The organism is Falsirhodobacter xinxiangensis (assembly GCF_004959935.1).
Taxonomy (GTDB): Bacteria; Pseudomonadota; Alphaproteobacteria; order Rhodobacterales; family Rhodobacteraceae; genus Falsirhodobacter; species Falsirhodobacter xinxiangensis.
In genome coordinates this window covers 58864-81056 of the sequence record NZ_SMYN01000007.1, presented here as the reverse complement: position 1 = coordinate 81056, position 22193 = coordinate 58864, and the positions used below count along the sequence as shown (strand labels likewise).

Annotated in this window: 20 protein-coding genes; 10 read left to right on the top strand and 10 right to left on the bottom strand. The window is 66.8% G+C overall.

Features of this window, described 5'->3' with window-relative positions; translation table 11 throughout:
• Positions 1-42 precede the first annotated feature (42 nt).
• Genes E2K76_RS10495 through E2K76_RS10485 form a run of 3 tightly spaced genes read left to right on the top strand, consistent with a single transcriptional unit; the run spans position 43 to position 2353 of the window.
• Complete coding sequence (locus E2K76_RS10495) at positions 43-810, top strand: inositol monophosphatase family protein (protein WP_136684259.1); 768 nt, start codon at positions 43-45, stop codon at positions 808-810.
• The gene (locus E2K76_RS10490) at positions 810-1361 is read left to right on the top strand and encodes a dual specificity protein phosphatase family protein (RefSeq protein ID WP_136684258.1); all 552 of its coding nucleotides are present in this window, start codon (positions 810-812) and stop codon (positions 1359-1361) included. The genes E2K76_RS10495 and E2K76_RS10490 overlap by 1 nt, the downstream gene beginning before the upstream one ends.
• Complete coding sequence (locus E2K76_RS10485; RefSeq protein WP_136684257.1) at positions 1358-2353, top strand: LacI family DNA-binding transcriptional regulator; 996 nt, start codon at positions 1358-1360, stop codon at positions 2351-2353. Before E2K76_RS10490 ends, E2K76_RS10485 begins: the two co-directional genes overlap by 4 nt.
• Before the next feature lie 50 nt (positions 2354-2403).
• On the opposite strand, the gene E2K76_RS10480 is transcribed toward E2K76_RS10485, so the two are convergent.
• The 3 genes from E2K76_RS10480 to E2K76_RS10470 are packed head-to-tail and all read right to left on the bottom strand — an operon-like array spanning position 2404 to position 6183.
• Positions 2404-3705, bottom strand: a complete 1302-nt coding sequence (locus E2K76_RS10480; RefSeq protein WP_136684256.1) for a cytochrome c — start codon at positions 3703-3705, stop codon at positions 2404-2406.
• Positions 3706-3715: 10 nt separating this feature from the next.
• Positions 3716-5485, bottom strand: coding sequence for a GMC family oxidoreductase (locus tag E2K76_RS10475; RefSeq protein ID WP_136684255.1), 1770 nt, complete (start codon positions 5483-5485; stop codon positions 3716-3718).
• Positions 5485-6183, bottom strand: a complete 699-nt coding sequence (locus tag E2K76_RS10470; protein ID WP_136684254.1) for a gluconate 2-dehydrogenase subunit 3 family protein — start codon at positions 6181-6183, stop codon at positions 5485-5487. Before E2K76_RS10470 ends, E2K76_RS10475 begins: the two co-directional genes overlap by 1 nt.
• A gap of 119 nt (positions 6184-6302) precedes the next feature.
• Between E2K76_RS10470 and E2K76_RS20605 the strand changes: the two genes are divergently transcribed.
• Both E2K76_RS20605 and E2K76_RS10460 read left to right on the top strand, forming a co-directional pair.
• Complete coding sequence (locus E2K76_RS20605; RefSeq protein ID WP_220432208.1) at positions 6303-6818, top strand: hypothetical protein; 516 nt, start codon at positions 6303-6305, stop codon at positions 6816-6818.
• A 74-nt stretch (positions 6819-6892) separates the two neighbouring features.
• Positions 6893-7366, top strand: a complete 474-nt coding sequence (locus tag E2K76_RS10460; RefSeq protein WP_136684252.1) for a hypothetical protein — start codon at positions 6893-6895, stop codon at positions 7364-7366.
• Positions 7367-7373: 7 nt separating this feature from the next.
• Here E2K76_RS10460 and E2K76_RS10455 read toward each other — a convergent pair whose 3' ends face one another.
• The 6 genes from E2K76_RS10455 to E2K76_RS10430 all read right to left on the bottom strand — a co-directional run bounded on the left by E2K76_RS10455 (position 7374) and on the right by E2K76_RS10430 (position 15056).
• Positions 7374-8678: a poly(ethylene terephthalate) hydrolase family protein gene (locus tag E2K76_RS10455; RefSeq protein ID WP_136684251.1), complete on the bottom strand. Its 1305-nt coding sequence runs from the start codon at positions 8676-8678 to the stop codon at positions 7374-7376.
• 97 nt (positions 8679-8775) lie between these two features.
• Positions 8776-10131 (bottom strand): DUF6880 family protein, encoded by a 1356-nt coding sequence (locus E2K76_RS10450; protein ID WP_136684250.1) that lies wholly within the window; start codon positions 10129-10131, stop codon positions 8776-8778.
• Positions 10132-10236: 105 nt separating this feature from the next.
• Positions 10237-10776 (bottom strand): hypothetical protein, encoded by a 540-nt coding sequence (locus tag E2K76_RS10445; protein WP_136684249.1) that lies wholly within the window; start codon positions 10774-10776, stop codon positions 10237-10239.
• A gap of 83 nt (positions 10777-10859) precedes the next feature.
• The gene (locus E2K76_RS10440; RefSeq protein ID WP_136684248.1) at positions 10860-11513 is read right to left on the bottom strand and encodes a GntR family transcriptional regulator; all 654 of its coding nucleotides are present in this window, start codon (positions 11511-11513) and stop codon (positions 10860-10862) included.
• A gap of 116 nt (positions 11514-11629) precedes the next feature.
• Positions 11630-13786 (bottom strand): TonB-dependent siderophore receptor, encoded by a 2157-nt coding sequence (locus tag E2K76_RS10435; protein ID WP_136684247.1) that lies wholly within the window; start codon positions 13784-13786, stop codon positions 11630-11632.
• 127 nt (positions 13787-13913) lie between these two features.
• Complete coding sequence (locus tag E2K76_RS10430) at positions 13914-15056, bottom strand: YncE family protein (RefSeq protein WP_136684246.1); 1143 nt, start codon at positions 15054-15056, stop codon at positions 13914-13916.
• 265 nt (positions 15057-15321) lie between these two features.
• On the opposite strand from E2K76_RS10430, the gene E2K76_RS10425 reads away from it, so the two are divergent.
• From E2K76_RS10425 to E2K76_RS10405, 5 genes are read left to right on the top strand one after another with little or no spacing between them, the layout of a single operon-like run.
• Positions 15322-16548, top strand: a complete 1227-nt coding sequence (locus tag E2K76_RS10425; protein ID WP_136684245.1) for an NRAMP family divalent metal transporter — start codon at positions 15322-15324, stop codon at positions 16546-16548.
• Positions 16549-16558: 10 nt separating this feature from the next.
• Positions 16559-17314, top strand: a complete 756-nt coding sequence (locus tag E2K76_RS10420; protein WP_136684244.1) for a LamB/YcsF family protein — start codon at positions 16559-16561, stop codon at positions 17312-17314.
• On the top strand, positions 17311-18075 hold the full coding sequence (locus E2K76_RS10415; protein WP_136684243.1) for a putative hydro-lyase: 765 nt from the start codon (positions 17311-17313) through the stop codon (positions 18073-18075). The genes E2K76_RS10420 and E2K76_RS10415 overlap by 4 nt, the downstream gene beginning before the upstream one ends.
• On the top strand, positions 18072-19625 hold the full coding sequence (locus E2K76_RS10410; RefSeq protein ID WP_136684242.1) for a 5-oxoprolinase subunit B/C family protein: 1554 nt from the start codon (positions 18072-18074) through the stop codon (positions 19623-19625). Before E2K76_RS10415 ends, E2K76_RS10410 begins: the two co-directional genes overlap by 4 nt.
• Complete coding sequence (locus tag E2K76_RS10405; protein WP_220432207.1) at positions 19622-21370, top strand: acetyl/propionyl/methylcrotonyl-CoA carboxylase subunit alpha; 1749 nt, start codon at positions 19622-19624, stop codon at positions 21368-21370. Before E2K76_RS10410 ends, E2K76_RS10405 begins: the two co-directional genes overlap by 4 nt.
• 22 nt (positions 21371-21392) lie before the next feature.
• On the opposite strand, the gene E2K76_RS10400 is transcribed toward E2K76_RS10405, so the two are convergent.
• The gene (locus tag E2K76_RS10400) at positions 21393-22190 is read right to left on the bottom strand and encodes an endo alpha-1,4 polygalactosaminidase (protein WP_136684241.1); all 798 of its coding nucleotides are present in this window, start codon (positions 22188-22190) and stop codon (positions 21393-21395) included.
• Between the last annotated feature and the right edge of the window lie 3 nt (positions 22191-22193).

Sequence of the window (22193 nt, the reverse complement as noted above, 5' to 3'; positions counted from 1 at the left end):
GGCCATCGCGGCCCGCCCCTCCTCTTTCCGGCAAGAACAAGAATGACAGATGAGATGACCGCCCGCGCCGCCTTTCTGCGCGAAATGGTCGGGCAAGCGGGCGAGATCGCCCTGCGCCATTTCCGCACCCGCCCGGCGGGCTTTGCGCTGAAGGGGCCGCAGGACCCGGTGACCGAGGCCGATACCGAAGTCGAACGCTTCATCCGCGCGCGGATCGCCCGCGACTGGCCCCAGGACGGGTTTCTGGGCGAGGAGACCGGGCGGACCGAGGGCGAGAACCTCTGGGTCGTGGACCCGATCGACGGCACCGACAACTTCGCGCGGGGTATCGCGCATTTCTGCGTTTCGATCGCCTTCGTCGCGGGGGGCAGGACACGGCTGGGTGTGATCCTGAACCCCGCCACCGGCGAGCTTTACGAGGCCGGGGCGGGCCGGGGCGCGACCAAGAATGGCGCTCCGATTTCGGTTTCGCCAAACCCGCCCGCACAGGCGGCGGTCGAACTGGGCTGGTCCACCCGCGTGCCGCGCGAAGCCTATCTGGCGGCGCAGACCGCGTTTCTGGATGCCGGCACCAATGTGCGCCGGCACGGGTCGGGTGCCCTCGCGCTGGCCTGGGTGGCCGAAGGGCGCACCGATGGCTATGCCGAACTGCACATGAACGCATGGGATGCGCTGGCCGGCCTGCTGCTGGTTGCCGAAGCGGGCGGCACGATCTGCACCGGCGCGGACCGGGCGCCGCAACTCTGGCATGGCGGTCCCGTCTTCGCCTCCAACCCGCTTCTTGCCCCGATCATGGAAAGGATCGCCTGATGTTCGATTTCCCCCGCCCGCCGATCAGCCTTGTCGAACGCCTGCCAGCATGGGGCGTGGACATCTATGTCGGGGACAGCCGCGCGCTCGCCTCGCCCGCGATCCTTGCAGATCATGGCGTCACGACGGTCGTGAACTGCGCGGTCAACCTTGACGTCAACATCGTGCCCGAAGGGGCGGACCACGCGCCCTTCCGCTATTACAAGATCGGGCTGATCGACGGGAACGGCAATCCGCTGGACCAGATGATCGGCGCCTATTTCATCCTGCGCGCGGCGCTGGATCAGGTGATGCCGGACCGCCCGACCTATCCCAACAAGGCGCGCGGCAACGTCATGGTGAACTGCCGCGGCGGACGATCGCGGTCGGTCACGCTGGTCGCCCTTTTCCTTCATCTGGAAATGCCGCAGGACTATCCCACGCTGGAGGCCGCCATCGACCATATCCGCGACCGGCGCGAACTGCGCCCCGAGGAATGGCACGAGACGCCCAAGCCCATGCTGATGGAAGCCGCCCGCCATGCGGTGCGCCAGGTCGAAAGGTTGCGATGAGCCGGAAATTCGCCAGCGCCGACGAGGTTGCCCAACTGGCCGGGGTATCGCGGTCCGCCGTCTCGCGCACCTTCACCGAAGGTGCCAGCGTCTCGGCCGAAACGCGGCGCAAGGTGATGGAGGCGGCGCGCGCGCTGAACTATCACGTCAACCATCTGGCGCGGGGGCTGTCGCAGACCGCATCGCGCCCCGTCTGCCTGATCGGATCGGACCTGCACGCGCCGTTCCAATCGGCGCTGCTGGCGGAATTGACCGCCCAGATCCAGACGGCCGGGCGCGCCACGCTGGTCATCAACACCTCGGCCGAGGCGGCAAGCGCCGAGGCCGCCTTGACGCAGGCGCTGCAATACCGCGCCAGCAGCATCGTCGTGATGTCCGGCAGCCCGCCCGAGGCGCTGGTCGGGTCCTGCATCGCCAGTGGCCAGCAGGTCATCCTGATCAATCGCAAGGGCACGGGCGGGGCCGCATCGCCGTCGCATGTGACCATCGATTACCGCCATGCCATGACCGAGGCCGCCGCCATGTTCGCCCGCGCCGGCTGCGGCAAAGTCGCGGTGATCGGATCGACCGCCGGCACGCCCAGCCTTCTGGCGCGCGAACGTGGCTTCGTCGAAGCCGCGCAGGCACAGGGGATGGAGGCACGGATCGTGAAGGCAGGACCGACCGCCTATGCCACGGGGGGCGACGCCGCGCGCATGACGCTTGGCGGTCAGGGGCGGCCCGACGGTGTGTTCTGCGTCACCGATCTGATCGCCTGCGGCTTCATGGATGCCGCGCGCCGCGACTTCGGCCTGCAGATCCCGCGCGATCTTTGCGTGCTCGGCTTCGACGATATCGCCGAGGCGGCATGGGGCGGTTACGATCTGACGACCTTCCGCCAACCACTGCCCGAAATCGCGGCGCGGGTGGTCGAACTGATCTCCGGGGCATCGTCCGAACGCGACAGCTTCCTCGAGGCGCTTCCGGTCTGGCGGTCCAGCATGCGCGGCTGAACGCGGATCGCGGTCATGGGCGCTGTGTCTGCGCCCATGACCAAAGGTGGCTAGTGCGCCGCCTGTGCGCGGAACGGTGCGATGTCCGCAGCCGCGACGGGGGGCGCGTCATTGCCCCAGGCCTGACGCAGGAAGGTTGCCAGCGCCGCGACTTCCTCGTCCGACAGACGGTCGGCATAGCCCTGCATCTTCAGCTTCATCGGGCGGTGTTCGGTGCTGGGCAGTTCGGCCCCGTGCAGGATCACGTTGGCAAGCCCGCCGATCTGCGGTGCGGTGACGATGGAGTTGTTCGCCAGCTCCGGAAAGATTTCCGCCGCGCCCTTGCCGTCAACGAAGTGGCAAGCCGAACAGTTGTCCAGATACAGCCGCGCGCCAAGGTCCAGATCGGTCGCCTCGGTCAGCATCGTTTCGGTCGTGGTTGCGGCCTCGGCCACGCTGGCGGTTTCCGGCGCGCCGTCCATCGTGCGCAGATAGGTCGCGATGGCCAGATTGTCCTCGTCCGTCAGGTGCTGGAGCGAATCGCGCACGACCAGCCCCATCTCGCCATTCGCCGCCGAATGGGCGTTGCGGCCGGTCGAAAGATAGGCCGCCATTTCTTCGACCGCCCAGACCTTTGGCGCGCTGCCGGGTCCGCGCAGGGCGGGGGCGTGCCAGCCGTCCACCTCGCCGCCGGTCAGATAGTTCGCGTCGGCCTTGGTGATGCCGTCCTGCGACATGAACGCGGTGCGCGGGCTGTGGCAGGCCGCGCAGTGACCCGCGCCGTCCACCAGATAGGCGCCGCGATCCTCGGGCGTGTCGCCGGAAACGGCGGGGCCCGCGTCATGCGACAGGGCCAGCCAGTTCCACGCGCGGATGCCGAAACGCATGTTGAAGGGGAAGGACAGCGCCGTCGCTTCGACCGCGTTGTTCACCGGCTGCACGTCTTCCATGAAATACTGATACAGCGCGCGGATGTCCTCCTCGGTCATCAGGCGGTAGTTTTCATAGGGCATCGCCGGATAGAGATGCGCGCGGTCGGCCCGGATGCCGTCGATCATCGCCGCCCGGAACTCGTCCAGAGAATAGCCGCCGATCCCGGTTTCGGGGTCGGGCGTGATGTTGGTGGACCAGATCGTGCCCATCGGCGAATGGATCGCGCGGCCCCCGGCAAAGGGCTGCCCCCCTTCGGCGGTGTGGCAGGCCATGCAGTCGCCCGCATACATGACATATTCGCCCGCCCCTTCGGGCGCGGTCCAGTCGGCGGGCAGGTCCGTCACGGCGGCGGTGCGCTGCACGGGAACGAAGACGAAGGCGGCAAGGCCCGCAGCGCCAAGAACGGCAGCGCCGCCGATCACGCGGAGAATGGTTTTCATCTCGCTCTCCTCAGACCAGCGGGCGGGGGTTGGACAGGTATTGCGTGCGGATCGCATGGGCGGTCCAATAGGCAAGCCCGCCGACCAGCCCCGTCGGGTTGTATTGCGTGTTCTGCACGAAGTTGCCCGCGCCCAGCGCAAAGACGTTGTGCTTATCCCATGCCTGCGAATAGCGGTTCACCACGCCCGTGGTCGGGGTGTCGGACATGATGTGCCCGCCGGTGTTGTGCGTCGTCTGATAGGGGCGGACGTCGTATTGCGCGCCTTCCTTCTTGAACGACGACTGCATCAGGTCGGGGTTCATCGACTGGGCCAGCGGCTCCATCTTCGACTTCATGAACTGCGTCTGGCGGATGTCGTTGGCGTTCCAGTTGAACGTCATCCGCATCAGCGGCCGCCCGTGCCGGTCGGTATAGGTCGGATCGAGGTCGAGGTGGTTCGTGGCATAGGACATGCACGAGCCGTGCGCGCCGATGGACATGGCATGGCCATACCATTCGCCCACCGCCTGCTTCCAGCCAGCGCCCCATGTCGGCGTGCCGGACGGCAGCGGCATCGACCGGATCGGCTGGCCGTTGGTCTGGCCCGACCGCCAATAGGCGCCGCCGATGAAGCCTTCGGCGCCATAGTCGATGTTGTTCATCCCGAAATCGTCGATGCAGAAGCCGTTGGCCCCGGTGCCGATGAACGGGTTGAAATGTTCGTCCTTGAAGAACATCGTGACGCCACCGTTCATCTGGTAGCCGTAGTTCTTGCCGGTCACACCCTCGCCCGTGCGCGCGTCATAGGGCTGGCCGATGCCCGACAGCAGCATCAGATGGACGTTGTTCAGCTGATAGGTCGCAAGGATCACGATGTCGGCGGGCTGGAACACTTCCTCGCCGGCCTTTTCGTCGAAATAGGTGACGCCCGTGGCGGTCTTGCCATCCGCGGCCATCTCCACCCGCAGCACCTCGGATTCAGTGCGATAGGTGAAGTTCGGATATTGCTTCAGCCGGTCCAGAATCGCCGTCTGCGGCGAGGATTTGGAATACTGGAAGCAGCCGTAGCGTTCGCAGAAGCCGCAGTGGTTGCACGGCCCCATTTGCATTCCGTATTCGTTGACATAGGCGCGCGAGGCGATGCCGCCGGGGCTGGGGAACGGATGGTATCCCGCAGCCTTCGCGGCTTCGGCGAATTTCGCGCCGTCCCAGGTGGAGGGCATGGCGGGCATCGGATATTCCTCGGACCGCCAGCCTTCGAACGGGTTGCCGCCCTCGCGCAGTTCGCCCTTGATGTTGCCCGCGGTGCCGGAAATCCCGGCCACACGTTCGAAACGGGCAAAGAACGGCTCCAGCTCGTCATAGGTGACGGGGTAATCGCCGATGGTCATGTCGGCGGGGATGATCCCCTCGCCCCAGTTTTCCGTGACATAGGAGCGCAGGCGCATCTCCTCGGCCTGCGGACGCCAGTTGAGGCCGTTCCAATGCGTGCCCGCCCCGCCGACGCCATTGCCCGGCAGGAACGAGCCGAGGCTGCGATAGGGCAGCGCGGTCTCGGATTCATTCCGGCGCACGGTCAGCGTCTGCTGGCTGGGCTTCTGCATCATCTTCAGACGGACGCCGAATTTCAGCTCGTCGATCATCTGCGGATACTGGAAATTCGGCACGGTGTCCTGATCGTGCCCGCGTTCCAGCGCAACGATCTCCAGCCCTTCCTGCGCCAGTTCGATTCCCATGATCGCGCCGGTCCAACCCAGGCCGACGATGACCACGTCCTTCTTTGCTTCCTGACGTGCCATTATGCGCGGTCTCCGCTGATCGATACGGGGCCGAGCGGATAGGCGATGTTGTGCCGTCCGACCCATTCCTTGTAGGCCGCCCGCGCGCCGGGAAAGCCGATATAGGCCCAAGCGGCCATGCCTGCGTTGCCGCCATAGATCGGGTCGGCGAAATAGCCTTCCTTGGTGTTCTGCAGCAGGATCTTGAAGAAATCGCGGATCTCGGGGGCAAGTTCGACCTCGCCTTCCTGCATCGCGGTCAGGACGGCGTCCTGCTGGTCCGGCGCAAGATCGGCGAAGATCGCGCCGTGGACTTCTTCGCACCATGCGTTCACGACCGGGATCGCCTCGCGGTAGATCTGCGCGGGGGTCAGCGGCGTCTGCCAGCCCAGAAGCGGGTCGGCGGCGGCGTTGTGCGGCCCCTGCATATACCAGTCCACAGCGGTGCCGAAATCGCCGGTCAATTCCCGGTCGATGAACACCGGGACAGCGGCTTCGATCGCGCCGGGGCCTTCGCCATCCGACGGGATCAGCCGCGCCGTCGCCGCCAGCACGAACGCCCATTCGACGTCCGAGAAATAGACCGGCTGGTATTGGTCAAGCTGGATCGGCGGGGCCGGCTGTGCGGTCGCGGCAAGGGCGAACCCGCTTATGGCGACCCCCGCGGCGGAAGCTTTCAAAAAGCTGCGGCGGCTGGGAAAGCCGGGAAGATCGGTCATATCTTGCTCCCTACCGGGCATGATCCCGGTCTCAGTGGCTGGGCGAGGCTGGCGGTTTCCCGCCGACGTCTTCTGCGCTCTTAGACCCCGCATACCGCCGTATGCAACCACAAAAGGGAATGTTCTTCCAGATTGCGGCCCCGGCGCAAAAATTCATTCCCGCGAAGGGCAGCGCCCTCGGCCGCTTTTCCCTGCTGTCACGGCATCGCGAATCGGCCGCCGCAATGCCGAATGCGCGCGGCCCCGCCGATCCCGGCCCGTGGCGCGCGGTGCAAGTTCCGCTCGTGACACTTCGCGCCGATATGTCCAGACTGGCCCGACCGCAGACCCAAACCCCATCGAGCGACATGACCCCAGAAGAACGCGAAGACCTTGAAGACATCGAGGCGTCGGTGACGCAGATCGCCACGCTTGTCCGCACCGCCGATGCGGATGCGAGCCTGTCGGCCGAAAACGCCGCGCGCATCGCCGACATCGCGGCCCAGACGCTCGGCCTCGTCGCCGACCTTCTGGCCGAGGCCGAAGACGACGATCTGGCCGAGGAACGGGTGGACACCCTGCGCGACCTGCTGGAGATCGCGACCACTTCCGACGCCACGGCGCGCCGGATTCTGGCGGGCCGTTCGCTGAACTGACGCGGGCACGCGGATGTGATTTCTTCCGCCGCGCTTCCATGCCATCTGTCGATCAGCCCTGCCAAGGAGTGCCGATGCGCCTTTGCCTTCTTTCCCTTGCCGTCTGTTCGTTCGGCCTTCCCGCGCTGGCGCAATTCGCCACGCTGCCGCCCGCAGGCACGCCCATGGGCTTTTCACCCGCGCAATGCAGCGCCCTGCAAGAGATCGAGAATGCCGTGGCGACCCGATCCGCGGGGGATATTGAACGGATCGGCGCCGCGATGGAGGCCAACCAGAACGCCGACCCGGCAGAGGTGGCGCGGATCTCGGGCCTGTCGGTGCCGACCGTGTCCACCATCGGCGCGCTTGGCCAGCAGGACGGGATGAGCTTTTCCTTGGTGTTCGGGTCGATGCTTCGGTATTACCACCCCGATCTGCTGGTCAAGGTGCTGCGCGAACGCGGCCCGCTTGGGCAGGTGCCCGATGTTTCGGGCAGCCCTTTCGGCATGACGCTTCTGGACGGTCTGATGAACACCGCGCAGCAAAGCTATCTGGCGCAGTGCCGCTGAACCGCGGTCAGGCGCGGATGCGGCGGATCGCGCCCATCCCCGCCAGTGCCGCACCAAGAAGCCAGATCGACGCGGGCAGCGGGACCGGCGCGGGGGCCTCGATCGTCTCGAACCGCAGGCCGTCCGCCGTGCCATCCGCGAAGCCGGCCCACGGCCCTTCGCTTCCGATGGGCGTCAGTTCCAGATATTTCTTCATCGCGGCATCGCCCTTCAATTCGATGTCCAGCCATGCGGTGATGAAGTGCTGCCCGACATTGTTCATGAACACGGTGTCCCAGACCGCGTCCGTGTAATGGCCCGACACGCCCGCCGCATAGCTTTCGATCGGCGCGGGGATCGTCGCGACGGTGTTGTGACCGCCACCGTCGAAGGTCAGCAGCGAACGATCGACCGAGGTTGCGCCCTCCCAGATCGCGCGCACGCCATTCTCGTATCCCGAGGTCGTGTCGGCGGACCCGGCGATGAACAGCATCGGAATCTCGATCCCGGCCAGCCCTTCGGCGTCCCAAAGCCCGTTTTTCATGCCCCAGGGGCCGATGGCCACCGCTGTCTTGACGCGCGGATCGGGCAGCGCCTCATGCGTGGGGCTGCCCTGCTGGTGGACGGCGACCGGGGGAGCAAAAGCGGTCGCAGCTTCGCTGACGCCGCCGCCTGCGGTCACGACCGCACCGTAGCCGCCCATCGAAAACCCGATCACGCCGGTATTGTCGGTGTCGATCCGCCCGGCCAGGCCCGAAGCCGCATCGCCGTTCAGCCGCGCCAGCTCGTCCACCACGAAAAGCTGGTCGAACGAGCGGTTCACCAGCGTCGAGGCAAGCCCCGTCTGTTTGCCATAGGTGGAATCGGTATGGTCGATGGCCGCGACGACATATCCCTTGGACGCAAGGTTTTCGGCCAGATGCGCCATCAGGAAACGGTTGCCCGGATAACCGTGGCTAAGCACGACCAGCGGCGAGTTGACGTCAGCGGCGGCGGCATCGCGAACGGCGCGGCCATGCAGCGTCGCCTCGGTCTTGCCGTCGCGCAGCAGCGTCTTGAACGAGGTGTCGCCCACCGCGCCTTGGACCGCCGGATACCACATCTCGACCGTCAGGGGGCGGTCATAGCGGGGCAGTTCGCCGGGGGCCGTGATGGACGCGACGTCGATCTGGTCCTTGTTCACGAATTCGAACTGCCGGACGCCGACGGCGTGGGCGCCATAGGCCGCCAGCGCCGGGGCATCGGGCGATTGCCCATCGACCCGGTTCTGCGCCGCAAGGGGCGTGGCGATCGCCGTGGCCAGCACGGCGGCGGTAAGGACGAAGCGTTTCATCGAAGATCCTGTGCGGGGTGTCATGTCATCACCCGCACGTAAGCTTCGATTAACCATTACGAGCGACAGGCCCGTGAAGTTATTGTAAACGCATGCCTTATGCCACCCGGTCCCAAAACGCCTTCCGGCGCCCGAACAGACGCCGCAACGCGGTGATGAAGGACAGGTGATCCGGGAAATCGCCGTAATCGGCAACTGCCGCATCCGCCACCGCGCAGGCCGCCAGATGATCGGCGGCCCTGCGGTCGGCGGCGACCGATCCGCTGCGCAAAAGCGCAAGGATGACCGCCCGCCGGATCAGGATGCCGGCAAGCGCATCCCTGCCCTCGATCGCTTCGGCATGGGCGATCAGATCGGGCTCGGTCCCGGCCAGCCGATCCGCCCTTGCGCGCACCAACGCCGCGGCGGCGGCAAGGTCGGGCCATTGGACGAAAAAGCGCAATGCGGCCTCGGTGTCGGGATGGGTCTGGGCAAGAATCCGTGCCTCGTCCTCTGCCTCGATATCGTCGAAATCCGGCAACAGGCGGAGATAGCGGCGCAAACGATCCGCGTCGGGCCGCCGCTGGAAACAGGCCCACAGAAACGCACGCAGCGCGTCCTTGCGCCCAAGCGCCTCAAGCGAGCGGATCAGGACGCCCGCCACCTCGGGCGTATCGGCCTCATCCATCGCGGCTTCGGCCAGGGCCAGCGCCTCCTCGGCGCGGCCCGCCGCAAGCAGGCGGGCACCGACATCGGCGGCAATCGCGGGCTGCGTCATCTGCGCGGGCGTGAAACCGGCGGCATAGCCATCGACATCGCCCTGCACATCGGCGATGTCGCGAAGCAGCCCCGCGACCCGCCGATCCGCAAAACTGCGCGCCGCCTTGCCCCGCCGCGCCCCAAGCGTGGCCACCGCCAGACTTCGCAGATGGGCAAGACCCTCCGCCCCAAGCGGCGCGGCAAGCGCCCGCACCGCGCCCGCAAAGGTATCGCCTCCATCCTCGCGCACGGCTTCGAACACGGTTTCCGCAAGCGCGACGGGCGCGACCGTCACATTTACCCCGATGCGCTCCACCGCGGCCATGACATCGGCAAAAGCCTCGGCCAGAATGTCGCCGCTGTCCTTGGTGCGGCGGAGCACGCCCGGCGCAAGATGCAGCAATTCCCACAGCAGATCGAACCCAAGGCCCGGATCGCCCGGCGCCACCCCCTGTTCGATCAGTGCGATCAGGCTGCGGATTTCCTTGGCAAAGGTCCGGTGTGTCTTGCGCGACAGATACCCCTTGGCCAGCCGGATCGACGCATAGCGTTTGCGGATGTCGCGTGCGACGTCCTCCGCCCCGCTATGCGCGCTCAACTCCAGCCGCAGACGTCGCTGCGCATCGGCGCGGCCCTTCGTCACCTCCAGCAGCAATTCGGCCAGCCGGTCGGGGCCAAGCGCCAGCAGGTTCTTCTTGTTCAACGCTTTGGCCAAGGGCAGCCCCTTACACGAGATCGGATCACCCTATCGCCGAACCCGCCCGCTTTGGCCAGACCGCCATCGCCCATGCGCCGGGCGATGGTCGGGCCGCGATCGGCGTCAGACCTGACGACGACGGCGTTTCAACAGCGCCAGAGCCGCCAGCCCCATCGGCAGAAGCGCGGCGCCCGCAGGCAGCGGAACCGGCGCGGGGGGCGTCGGTTCGGCGATGGTCTGGCTGATCGTGCCCGACCCGGAGGTGACGCGGAAATACATGAACAGACGCTCCGCCCCTTCCTTCAGATAGGCGATGGCGACCGGCGCCGTGACGGACGAGCGGTTGACCTTGTCGAACCACCCTTCGCCGAAGTTGTGGTTGAACGAGGACATCACCGTGTTGGTCGCAAGGTCCTTGGGCATGCAGGACCACGTGTTGTATTGGTTCGCCCCCGCCCCGCAGCCGCTGTCCGAAAAGGCATAGGTGAACGAGAACGAGCCGTCCTCGCTGATCGGATCGATCACCAGATCGGCCGATCCGGTCTGCCCCAGATCAAGCACGGCCCACTGGTTCTGGCGAAGTTCGAAATTCTGGATGGTTGCGGCGGAAGCGGCGGATGCGCCAGCGAAAACCGCAAGAGCGACGAAAGCTGCTCGGAACATGAAACACCTGATAAAAATGCGCCAGGGCGCGAAACACTAATACGGCGGCTATACGATCCCGATCGGCGCTTGTCCAGTGGCGCTCAGGGCAGGTTCGCGAAAGCCGTCATCAGCTTGCGTTCGGAGGTGGACAGATAGCTGTCCAGAAGATCCGCCGCCTCTGCCGGGGCGCCCTCCTCCAGCCGCTGCAATATCGCGAGGTTGAGCGCGATGTAGGGCTCGTGCAGATCCTCGGGGCTGCCCAGAAGGCCGAAGGCCAGCCGCATCTCGGCCACGATGCGGTCGAAGAAATCGGTCAGGCGCGGGCTGTCGGCCAGCGCGACGATGGCGGTGTGGAACTCCATGTTGGCGCTTCCGACGGTCCGCCAGTCGGCATCCGCGCGCGCCAACTCGGCGGCTTCGACGGCGGCGCGCATCCGCGCCACGGCCTGATGGCGCGGCCAGCCCTGTTTCAGCGCCGGAATCTCGACCATGCGCCGCACGCGATAGATGTCGTGGATCGTCGCCATCGTGGGCGTCGCCACGAACGCGCCCCGATTGGGTTCGTGGCGCAGCAGTCCGTCGCGGCCCAGCAGCCGGAAAACCTCGCGCAGGGTGTTGCGGGAAATGCCCAGCTCCTCGGACAGCCGGGCTTCGGGCAGCCGCTGGCCGGGCAGCAGCGCGCCGCCGATGATGCGCAGACGCAATGCACCCGCCATCTGTTCGACAAGACCGGAGGAGTTATCGTTCGTGGCCATGGTCATCCCTGCTGCGCGTCCCTGCTGATAGCCGGGAAACCGCCGCGATTCCATGGCATGTGTGACGATCGCACATCGGGGGCGAACGCCGGACGCGGAACCCGGCGTTCGATCGGTCAGAACTTCGCGCGTAGGGTCAGCTCCGCCGTGCGGTCCTCGCCATAGACCACGGTGTCGTAGAAGCCGGTGGTGGCATAGTATTTCTTGCGGGTCAGGTTGTTGACCGACAAGGTCAGCGACGTGTCGTCGTTCACGTCATAGGATGCCGACAGATCGAACACCGCGTGGCTGCCCTGATGGACGTTGGGCGTGTCCACATCGGTGAAGCTTTCCTCGATGCTGTCCGTGCCGCTTTGCCAGCGCATCGCGCCGCCCAGCGACAGACGGTCGGTAAGGTCGTATTCGGTGGCCAGTTTCAGCGAATGGCGCGGCTGGTCGGTGTAAAGCTCCTTGTCCGCGTTATCCTTGGACAGACGCCAGGTATATCCGGCCGAGATGTCCCAGCGGTCGGTGATCGCGCCAGCCGCCTCCAGTTCGAACCCGCGGGTGGTGGTGCCGTCGATGCTTTCATAGACCGAGCGGTTCTCCTCGGCGATATATTCGACGTAATTGGCGACGTCCTTCTGTTCGGTCTGGAAGATCGCCGCCGACACGAACAGGTTGCCGCCGAAGGGATCGCCCTTCACGCCCAGTTCGTAGTTGTAGCCATAGGTGGGGTCGAGGTAGTTGCGGTCGATGTCCTGCGACAGCGTCGGCTTGTAGATGCTGCTGATGCTGCCATAGGCGGTATAGACCGGGTTCAGATCATAGGTGAAGCCGACATAGGGCGTCACCTCGGCCGAGAATTTGTAGGAGGCCGTCGCCGGGCCGCCCGCGCTCGTCTCGCCGTCCCACCAGTTGACGCGCGCCCCGGCCAGCAGGGCCAGACTGTCCGTCACGTTGAACTGACCCGTGCCATAGATCGCATACTGACGGTGTTTGTTCGCGTCGACATAGGTCGGCGTATCGGACAGCTCCGGTGCAGGATAATTTCCATCCAAATTGCCGATATTCACATCAAAGATATCGGGCGGGTTCTTGCCGTACCCGTCATACCTTCCTTCGCCCCGCGACGCCATCGCGCCGAAGACGAACTGGTGCGTGCGACCGAAGGCGTCGAAATCGCCGTTCAGGATGGCGTTCAGGTTGTTCTGCTTGTAACCGCCGTCATAGCGGGTGCCGTATCCGGTCATCCCGTTGCCCGTCGCGCGGTCCGGCACGCCGGAAATCCACGCCAGCGTCGCGTCCATGTCGTTCTTCACATGGGTGAAGACCAGACGCCCGGTCCAGCCGTTCTGGAACACATGCTCCAGTGACGCATAGGCTTCGGTCCGTTCGGTATCGACCTTGGTCCAGTCGGTGCCAAGGGTCGCGCCCCAGTCCCAGTCGATCAATCCGCCATCGGCATAGAAGGGCGGCAGGCCGCCCCATGTCGCGCCGTCGCCCTTGGTCTTCTGATGCGTGACCCCGAAGCTGAGCGTCGTGCTGTCCGACAGGTCCACATCCAGCGCGCCGGACAGGATCTTCTTGTCCTTGTGGTATCCGTCCAGCGTGCCGTCGCGCCCGTCCAGCACGCCGATCAGCCGCCCGCGCACGGTTCCCGCCTCGTTCAGCGGGCGCGACAGGTCCAGCTCGATCCGCCCGCCCTTGGGCGACGCCAGCGACACCGCCAGTTCGTTCTGCGCGAAATCCAGCGGGCGCTTGCGGATGAAGTTGATCGACGCCCCCGGCTCGCCCGCGCCCTGCATCAGGCCGGTCGCGCCGCGCACGATCTCCACATGGTCATACAGCGCCATGTCGGGGTTGTTGTCGCCGAATTGCCAGACCCCGTCGCGCGGGATCGGCACGCCGTCATATTGATAGGCGTCGATCTGGAACCCGCGCGAATAATAGTTGATGCGGTCGGATTCATACGCCTGCACCGTGATGCCGGTCGCTGCGTTCATCACGCCCGAAATGGTGGTGATGTTGCGATCCTCCATCTGGGCATCGGTGATGACCGAGGTGGATTGCGGCGTTTCCTTCTGCGACAGCACGAGGCCCGTGGCGGACCGCATCCATTCGGTCGTCCAGCTTCCGGTGCCTTCGGTCGCGGTGCCGGGTGCGGCGGTCACGATGATCTGGTCCAGCGCCGTGGTATCGTCCTGCGCCAGCGCCATGCCCGCCGGGCAGATCGCCAGAAGCGCCATGGCGGTGCTGCGCCGCAGATATGTTCTCAGGGGGATACTCTTCATTTGCCAGCCTCACAATTTCGAAGGGGCTGGCGTCGGCTGGCACGGAGGGTGCTACCCCCCGCGGGGCGTCCACTTCAAGCGCGGCGCATCCGCCCCGGCCGAAAGCGGGGCGGATGCAACAGAAATGTCACAATGGCAGGCGTTCCAGATCGATGCGGACCACCGAGTCCAGCGCGCCCGCGACATGCTCCGGATGCGTCTCCTCGTGCGGGGCCTTGACCGTCGCGTAAAGCACCTGACCATCCTGCCCAAGCGCAAGGCTGTTGGGATGGGCAGGCAACGGCAGCCGTGCCTTGACCGCGTAATCGGCGGCGTCGATCACGACGATGCCGCCCGTGCCGTCCGGGTTTTCCCGGTCCGCCCCGCGATACGAGACATAGACCTCCTGCCGCGCGCCGTTGAACACCACGTCCAGCGTGCCAATCCCTGTCGGCGTCTGCGCCAGAACCTTGCCGCTTTCGATGTCGAAGACATAGAGCATCTGCTTGTTCGCATCCGCCGCGAACAGGCGCTGCCCTTCGACGTCGATGTCGAGGTTGACGAAGAAGTGCTGCGAATTGTCGCCTCCCGCTTCGGTCGTGTCCCCCGTCGCGATCCTGCGGACCGAGCGGCCGGTTTCCGCATCGATGACCGAGATTTCGTCCACGCCGCCGCCGCTGGCATAGAACAGCCCCGCCTTCGCGTCATAGGCGGCGCCCGCGGTCCACAGACCGGCATCGTCGATGCGATGCAGCAGCGTGTCCGCCTTGGTGTCCACGACCCAGATCACCCCGGTCTGGGACGGGCTGGTCACGAAGGCGCGCCCGCGTTCCTCGTCCAGCGCGATCATGCGGGTATGCTCGAACCCGCCCTCGGCCTCCTCGCGGCCAAGCTGGACCGCGCCGATGGGCAGCCCGCCCCGGGCGTCCATGATGCCCAGCGTGCCGTCCAGCGTGTGGCCGACGTAAAGCCGCCCCGCCGTGCGATCCAGCGCAAGGCCGAAGGCGCGGCGCGGAAGCTGGATCTGGCGGACCTGATGCAGATCGCCGTCGTCCAGCACGTGAATGTAACCCGGCGTGCCCGGCTCGAAACTGGGCGTCGCCGCGACGAAGATCTGCCCCAGTTCCGGGGCGTGGACGACCTCGTAGGCCCCGGCGACGATGTCCTGACGGGTCAGGGCGGGCGCGATCTGGGCGGCGGTCATCGGCGCTGGCTCCTCTGCATGGGCGGGAAGGGCGAGGGCAAGCAACGCGCAGATCGCAAGGGTGCGATATGTGTTCGGGATCTTCACTTTGGGGATGCTCCGTGGCCGGTGATGACGATCTGCTGGCATCGAACGGCTGGCGGCGCGGACAGCTTTAACCCGGCCGAGTGGCGGGGCGCAAGCGCGGGCGGGCGTTTCAGTCATGCCCGACAATCGGGCAGCGCGGCGCGAAATTGAACATCATGCACAAAATTGTTGAACAATGATCAAACTTATGTAGGTTCATTTCTTGCGCCGCCATCGGGGGAGGTTCCATTGGGGCGCGATCATTGCCTTCGATGGGAGAGTTCCGATGAGCAATATACCCTCTGCCGCCGCCGCTTCGGTGCGCGGCTCCTTCCTTGCCGCGATCTTCCTGATGGCAACCTCGGCCATCGGTCCGGGCTTCATCACCCAGACCGCGACCTTCACCGCCAAGTTGGGCGCGGCCTTCGCCTTCGCCATCCTCGCCTCGATCCTGATCGATTTCGTGGTGCAACTGAACATCTGGCGTATCACCGCGCTGACCCGCAAACGCGCCTCCGACACCGCGAACGAGGCGATCCCCGGCGCGGGCTATCTGCTGGCCGTCCTTGTCATCATCGGTGGTCTGGCCTTCAACGTCGGCAACATCGCCGGTGCGGGCCTTGGCTTCAACGCGATGATCGGCCTCGACCCCAAGGTCGGGGGCGCGATTTCCGCGCTGATGGCGATCGGGATCTTCCTGTCGAAGCGCGCGGGGCTGCTGCTGGACCGCATCATCATCTTCCTCGGCATCGGGATGATCGCGCTGACGATCTATGTCGCCGTCGTGTCGAACCCGCCGGTGGGCGAGGCGCTGCGCCAGACGATCCTGCCCGACGTGATCGATTTCGCCACCATCACCACCATCGTCGGCGGCACCGTGGGCGGCTACATCACCTATTCCGGCGCGCACCGCCTGATCGACAAAGGCCTGACCGGGCCGGAGCACCTTGCCGCCGTAACTCGCGCTGCGCTGACGGGCATCGCGGTGACAGGCCTGATGCGCTTCGTTCTGTTCCTTGCGATCCTTGGCGTCGTCGCCTCTGGTGTGACGCTGGATCTTGCCAGCCAGACCGCGAACCCGGCCGGGCAGGCCTTCGGCCATGCGGCCGGCGAGTTCGGCATCCGCATCTTTGGTCTTGTGTTCTGGGCGGCGGCGATCACCTCGGTCATCGGGGCGGCCTATACCTCGGTCAGCTTCATGCCGGTCTTCGCGCCCATGACCGACCGCCAGCGCGACATCGCGACGGTCATCTTCATCGCCGTGTCGCTGGCCGTCTATCTGGCGATGACGACGCCCCCGGCCGCGATCCTCGTCTTCGTCGGCGGTTTCAACGGGCTGATCCTGCCCATCGGCCTGTCGATCTTCACCTATATCGGCTTTGCGCGCTCGGACCTGATGGGCGGGCACCGCTACAACCGTCCGCTGCTGATCCTCAGCGCCATCGTCTGTGCGCTGACATGGTGGATGGGCTACAAATCCATCGGCAACATCTTCGCCTTCATCGGTTTGTAAGGAGGACATCATGCGCATCGACCTGAACAGCGATCTGGGTGAAAGCTTCGGCGCATGGCGGATGGGCGATGACGAGACGATGCTTGGCATCGTCTCCAGCGCCAACGTCGCCTGCGGGTTTCATGCGGGCGATCCGTCGGGCATCCGCGCCACGCTGGAACAGGCGGCGGCGCGGGGTGTCGTGGTCGGTGCGCATGTCTCCTATCCCGACAAGGTCGGTTTCGGGCGGCGCAACATGGACGTGACCTCGGCGGAACTGACCGCCGATGTCATCTATCAGATCGGCGCGCTGCAAGGGCTGGCGAAGGCGGCGGGCACCCGCGTCGCCTATGTCAAACCGCATGGCGCGCTTTACAACACCATCGCCGGGGATGCGCGTCAGGCCGATGCGGTGATCGCGGCGATGCTGGCGGTGGACCCGTCGCTGGCGATGCTGGCGCTGGCCGGGGCGCCCATCGTGGACCGCTGCCGCGCCGCAGGGCTGCCGGTGGTCGAGGAAGCCTTCGCCGACCGCGCCTATACCCCCCAAGGCACGCTTGTCTCGCGGCGGGAGCCGGGCGCGGTGCTGCACGATCCCGAGCTAGTCGCCGCGCGGATGCTGCGCCTTGCCACCGATGGGGTGATCGAGGCGATCGACGGATCGACCCTGCGCCTGCCTGCGCAAAGCATCTGCATCCACGGCGACAGCCCCGGCGCGGTGGCCATGGCGCAGCGCGTGCGCGAGGTGCTGGTGGCCGGCGGGGTGGAAATCCGGGGGTTCGCATGACCCCGGCCAAGGCCCGCGCCGCCTATCGCTCCGGCCTTGCCGCGCCCTCTGCCGGGGTGGCGCCGGGGTTCACGCAATGCAACATGATTTCTCTGCCCCGCGATTGGGCGTGGGATTTCCTGCTCTATGCCCAGCGCAACCCCAAACCCTGCCCCGTGCTGGACGTGACCGAGGCGGGCCGCTTCGACACCGCGCTGGCGGAAGGCGCGGACCTGCGCACCGACCTGCCGCTGTATCGCATCTGGCGTGACGGCAAGCTGGTGGAGGAGGTCGCGGATGCTGCCGCCCATTGGCAGGACGATCTGGTGACGTTCCTGATCGGCTGCTCCTTCACCTTCGAAACGCCGCTTCAGCAAGCGGGGATCGAGGTGCGGCACATCGCGGCGGGGTCGAACGTGCCGATGTATGCGACGAACCGCCCCTGCCGCCCCGCAGGCCGCCTGCAAGGGCCGATGGTCGTGTCGATGCGCCCGATCCCGGCGGACCGCGTGGCCGAGGCTGCGACCATCACCGCCCGCTATCCCGGCGTTCATGGCGCGCCCGTCCATATCGGCGATCCCGCCGGCCTTGGCATCAAGGACCTGCAACGCCCCGACTTCGGCGATCCGGTCGAAATCCGCGCGGGCGAGGTTCCGGTCTTCTGGGCCTGCGGCGTCACCCCTCAGGCCGCGGTCATGGCCTCGAACGTGCCGTTCGCGATCACCCATGCGCCGGGGCATATGTTCATAACCGACATCCCCGATCACAGGTGGCACGTATGAGCCTGACCTTCCTGCCCGTCGGCCCGCGCACGCTGCTGGTCGAACTGCCGGACCTGACCGAAACGCTGGTGCTGTTCGACGCGCTGCTTGCCCACCCGATCGACGGCGTGGCCGAGATCGTGCCCGCCGCCCGCACGCTGATGGTCCGCACCGATGCGGGCATGGCGGCGGATGGCGCGCTGGCCCGTGCGATCCTGAACCGTCGCCCCCCGCCCGGCACCGCGCCCTCCGAAAACACCGCCCCCCCGATCGAGCTTCCCGTCACCTATGACGGCGAGGATCTGGCCGAGGTGGCGAGTCTGATGCGCCTGTCACCGCCCGAGGTGATCGCCGCCCACAAGGCCGCGACGTGGCAGGTGGCCTTCGTCGGTTTCGCGCCCGGTTTCGCCTATATGACCTGCGACGATCCGCGCTTCGACATCCCGCGCCGGTCGTCGCCGCGCACGCGCATTCCGGCGGGGTCGGTGGCGCTGGCGGGCAAGTTCTCGGGCATCTATCCGCTGGAATCGCCGGGCGGCTGGCAGCTGATCGGGCGGACCGAGGTGCCGATGTTCGATCTGAACCGCAGCCCGCCCGCGCTTCTGGCGCCGGGGCAACGGGTGCGCTTTGTCGAACGCGCCGCGCCGGACCGGATCGCGACGCCAGTGGTGGCACCCGCGACCGCGGGGCTGAAAATCCTGTCCACCGCCTTTCCGATCACCGTGCAGGACGAAGGGCGGCCTGGTCAGGGCGGTCAGGGCGTTTCCGCCGCCGGGGCGCTGGATCTTGGTAGCCTTCGCGCCGCGAACCGCCGCCTTGGCAACCCGCCCGGCGCGGCGGTGCTGGAGATCACGCTTGGCCCCGTGCGGCTGACGGTGGACGAACCCGTGACCATCGCCATCGAAGGCGCCGCAACCGAGGCCAGCATCGACGGCACACCCGTGACACCGCACCTGTTCGCGCTGGACGCGGGCGAGGTGCTGACCCTGCCGCCGCCCGCGCGCGGGATGCGCAGCTATCTGGCCGTGCGCGGCGGGTTCGACATCGCCCCGGTGATGCAAAGCGCCTCGCGCGATACGCTGGCCCATATCGGGCCGGAGCCGCTGGTCGCAGGCGCGGTCCTGCCCTTGGCCCGCGCGGCGGCGGATGCGGTCGATCCCGCGCCCTCCGCCCCCCCTGCCCTGCCCGCGACGGGCGAGGTTGTGGAAATCCCCGTCACCCTCGGCCCCCGCACCGACTGGTTTGCGCCGGATCAGGTGGAACGGTTTCTGGGGCAGGACTGGGCCGTATCGCCCCTGTCGTCGCGCGTCGGGATGCGGCTGGAGGGCGAGGCGCTGACCCGCGACGCGCGCGAGCTGCCCTCCGAAGGGACCGAGACGGGCGCGATCCAGATCCCCCATTCCGGCCAGCCGGTGTTCTTTCTTGCCGACCATCCGCTGACCGGCGGCTATCCCGTCATCGCAACCGTGCGGCCCGAGGCGCTTGACCTCGCCGCCCAGATCCCCCCCGGCGCGCGTATCCGGTTCACAGCCGCCGCGCCCTTCGCCCCCATCACGCCGGAAGCCAAATGACCCTGTTCACCACCGCCCCCGACCCGCGCCCCATCCGCCGCATCCTGATTGCCAACCGTGGCGAGATCGCGCTGCGCATCATCCGCGCCTGCCGCGACGAGGGGATAGAATCCGTCGCCATCTATGCCGATGCCGACCGTGACGCGCTGTTCGCCCGCGCCGCCGATCAGGCCTTCGCGCTGGAGGGCGACAAGCCCGCCGACACCTATCTGAACGCCGAAAAGATCCTCGCCATCGCCGCGCGTGCGGGCGCGGATGCGGTCCACCCCGGCTATGGCTTCCTGTCCGAACGCGCCGAATTTGCCCAAGGAGTGATGGATGCGGGGCTGGCCTGGATCGGCCCCGACCCGCAGGTGATCGAGGCGCTGGGCGACAAGATCGAGGCCCGCCGCATCGCGGAATCCGTCGGCGCGCCGCTTGTTGCTGGATCGCCCGGCCCGGTCGATGCCGCACAGGCGCTGGCCTTCGCGCGCGAACACGGCCTGCCCATCGCCATCAAGGCCGCCCATGGCGGCGGCGGCCGCGGCATGAAGGTCGCATGGAAGCTGGAGGAGGTGGAGGAGCTGTTCCATTCCGCCACGCGCGAGGCTGTCACCGCCTTTGGCCGCGGCGAATGTTTCGTCGAACAGTTCCTGAACCGCCCCCGCCATATCGAGGCGCAGGTGCTGGCCGACCGCCACGGCACGGTCAAGGTTCTGGGCACCCGCGACTGCTCGCTCCAACGCCGCAACCAGAAGCTGGTCGAGGAAGCCCCCGCCCCCTTCCTTGAACCCGAACAGACGCAGCGCATTCTGGATTCGGCACGGGACATCTGCGCCAAGGCCGGTTACAGCGGCGCGGGCACGGTGGAATTCCTGCTGTCGGAAAACGGCACGCTATCGTTCCTTGAGGTGAACACCCGGCTTCAGGTCGAACATCCGGTGACCGAGGAAACCACCGGCATCGACCTTGTCCGCGCGATGATCCGCGTGGCGGCGGGCGCAAAACTTGCCGACGATAGCACCCCCGCCCCGCGCGGCCATTCGATCGAATTCCGCATCAACGCCGAAGATCCCGCCCGCGGCTTCCTGCCCACCCCCGGCGCGGTCACGCTGTTCGATGCGCCCTCCGGCCCTGGCGTGCGGATGGACAGCGGCATTGCCACCGGCGGCACGGTCGCGGCCAGCTTCGATTCCATGATGGCCAAGCTGATCGTCACCGGCGCGACCCGGACCGAAGCCCTTGCCCGCGCCAAACGCGCCTTGGCCGAATTTCGCATCGAGGGCGTCGCCTCGGTCATCCCGTTCCACCGCGCGGTGCTGAAACAGGCCGATTTCATCAACACCTTCCGCGTCCACACCCGCTGGATCGAGACGGATTTCGCCGAAACCCTGTCCGCCGAACTGGCCGCCCACCCGCGCGTCGCCGCCGCCGACCCCGCGCCCCTGCTGCGCATGGCGATCGAGATCGACGGCAAACGTCACGAGCTGGGCCTGCCGCAAGGGTTCCTGACCGCCGCGCCGCAATCCGCCGCCCCTACCCCGGTCGCGGCGGATGCCGATGCCGTCACCGCCCCCGTGGCCGGAACCCTGACGCTGTGGCAGGTCGAGGATGGCGCGGATGTGGCCGAAGGCGACGTCATCGCGGTGATGGAGGCGATGAAGATGGAAACGCGCATCGAAGCCCCCAAGGCGGGCCGTCTGAGCCGCCTTGCCGACACCGGCACCACGCTGGCCTATGGCGCCCCCATCGCGCGGATTTCCTGACCGCGCCGCGCCCGCCGCGGCATCAGCGCGGCGGGCACAGATTGAACACATATCCCGGCTCTCCGCGCCGCAGCAGCAGACGGTCGCGCAGGACGGTGCGCCGGGGCTGGTCGGGCAGCGCGCAAAGCTGATCGAAGGGCAGCCCGTCCTTGGGCGCGTCGTCATATTCGACATCGATGTGCCGATCGCCGTAATGCGCGCGATAGCTGCCGCATCCATCCCAGACGGCACATTCCTCGCTGATGACGAAATCGAAGCCCGCAGCGGGGCCATGCGCCGCAAGATCGGGCGCGTTCTTCTGCCCCGCCGCCAGTTTGAGATCATGCGCCACCGCGACAAGCTGCGACGCAAGGGCAAGATTGCCATCGAGGCTCAGCCCATTGAACCGGGTCCAGCTGTCCAGATTGTCGAATTCCACCGCATCGAACCCCGCCTCGGCGCAGCGCCGGATCGCCATGCCCACCGCCTCGACGATCCCGGCACGCGCAGCGGCTGTCGTGGTATCAAGCGCGTATTCATCCGGCCAGCCGGGGTCCGCCACCGGCTTTCCATCCGCGCGCAGCACGGATTGCGGGTGATGCGTCAGCCACCAGTCAAGCGCGCCCGGCTGGGTCTGGAACCCGTTCACATAGCAGATGTTGTAATGCCCCGGACTGGGCGCGTCGGTGCTGTCGCGCACCACGATCGCCACGCGCGGATCGGGGGGATAGCCGCCGCCAAGCTGGTAATCGACGCCGCCCTCGGGGGGCAGTGCCATGGATGCGGCGGGCGCGGCGCAAAGCGCAGCCGCAAGGGCGGCGGTCCGAAACGGTCCCGGCATGTG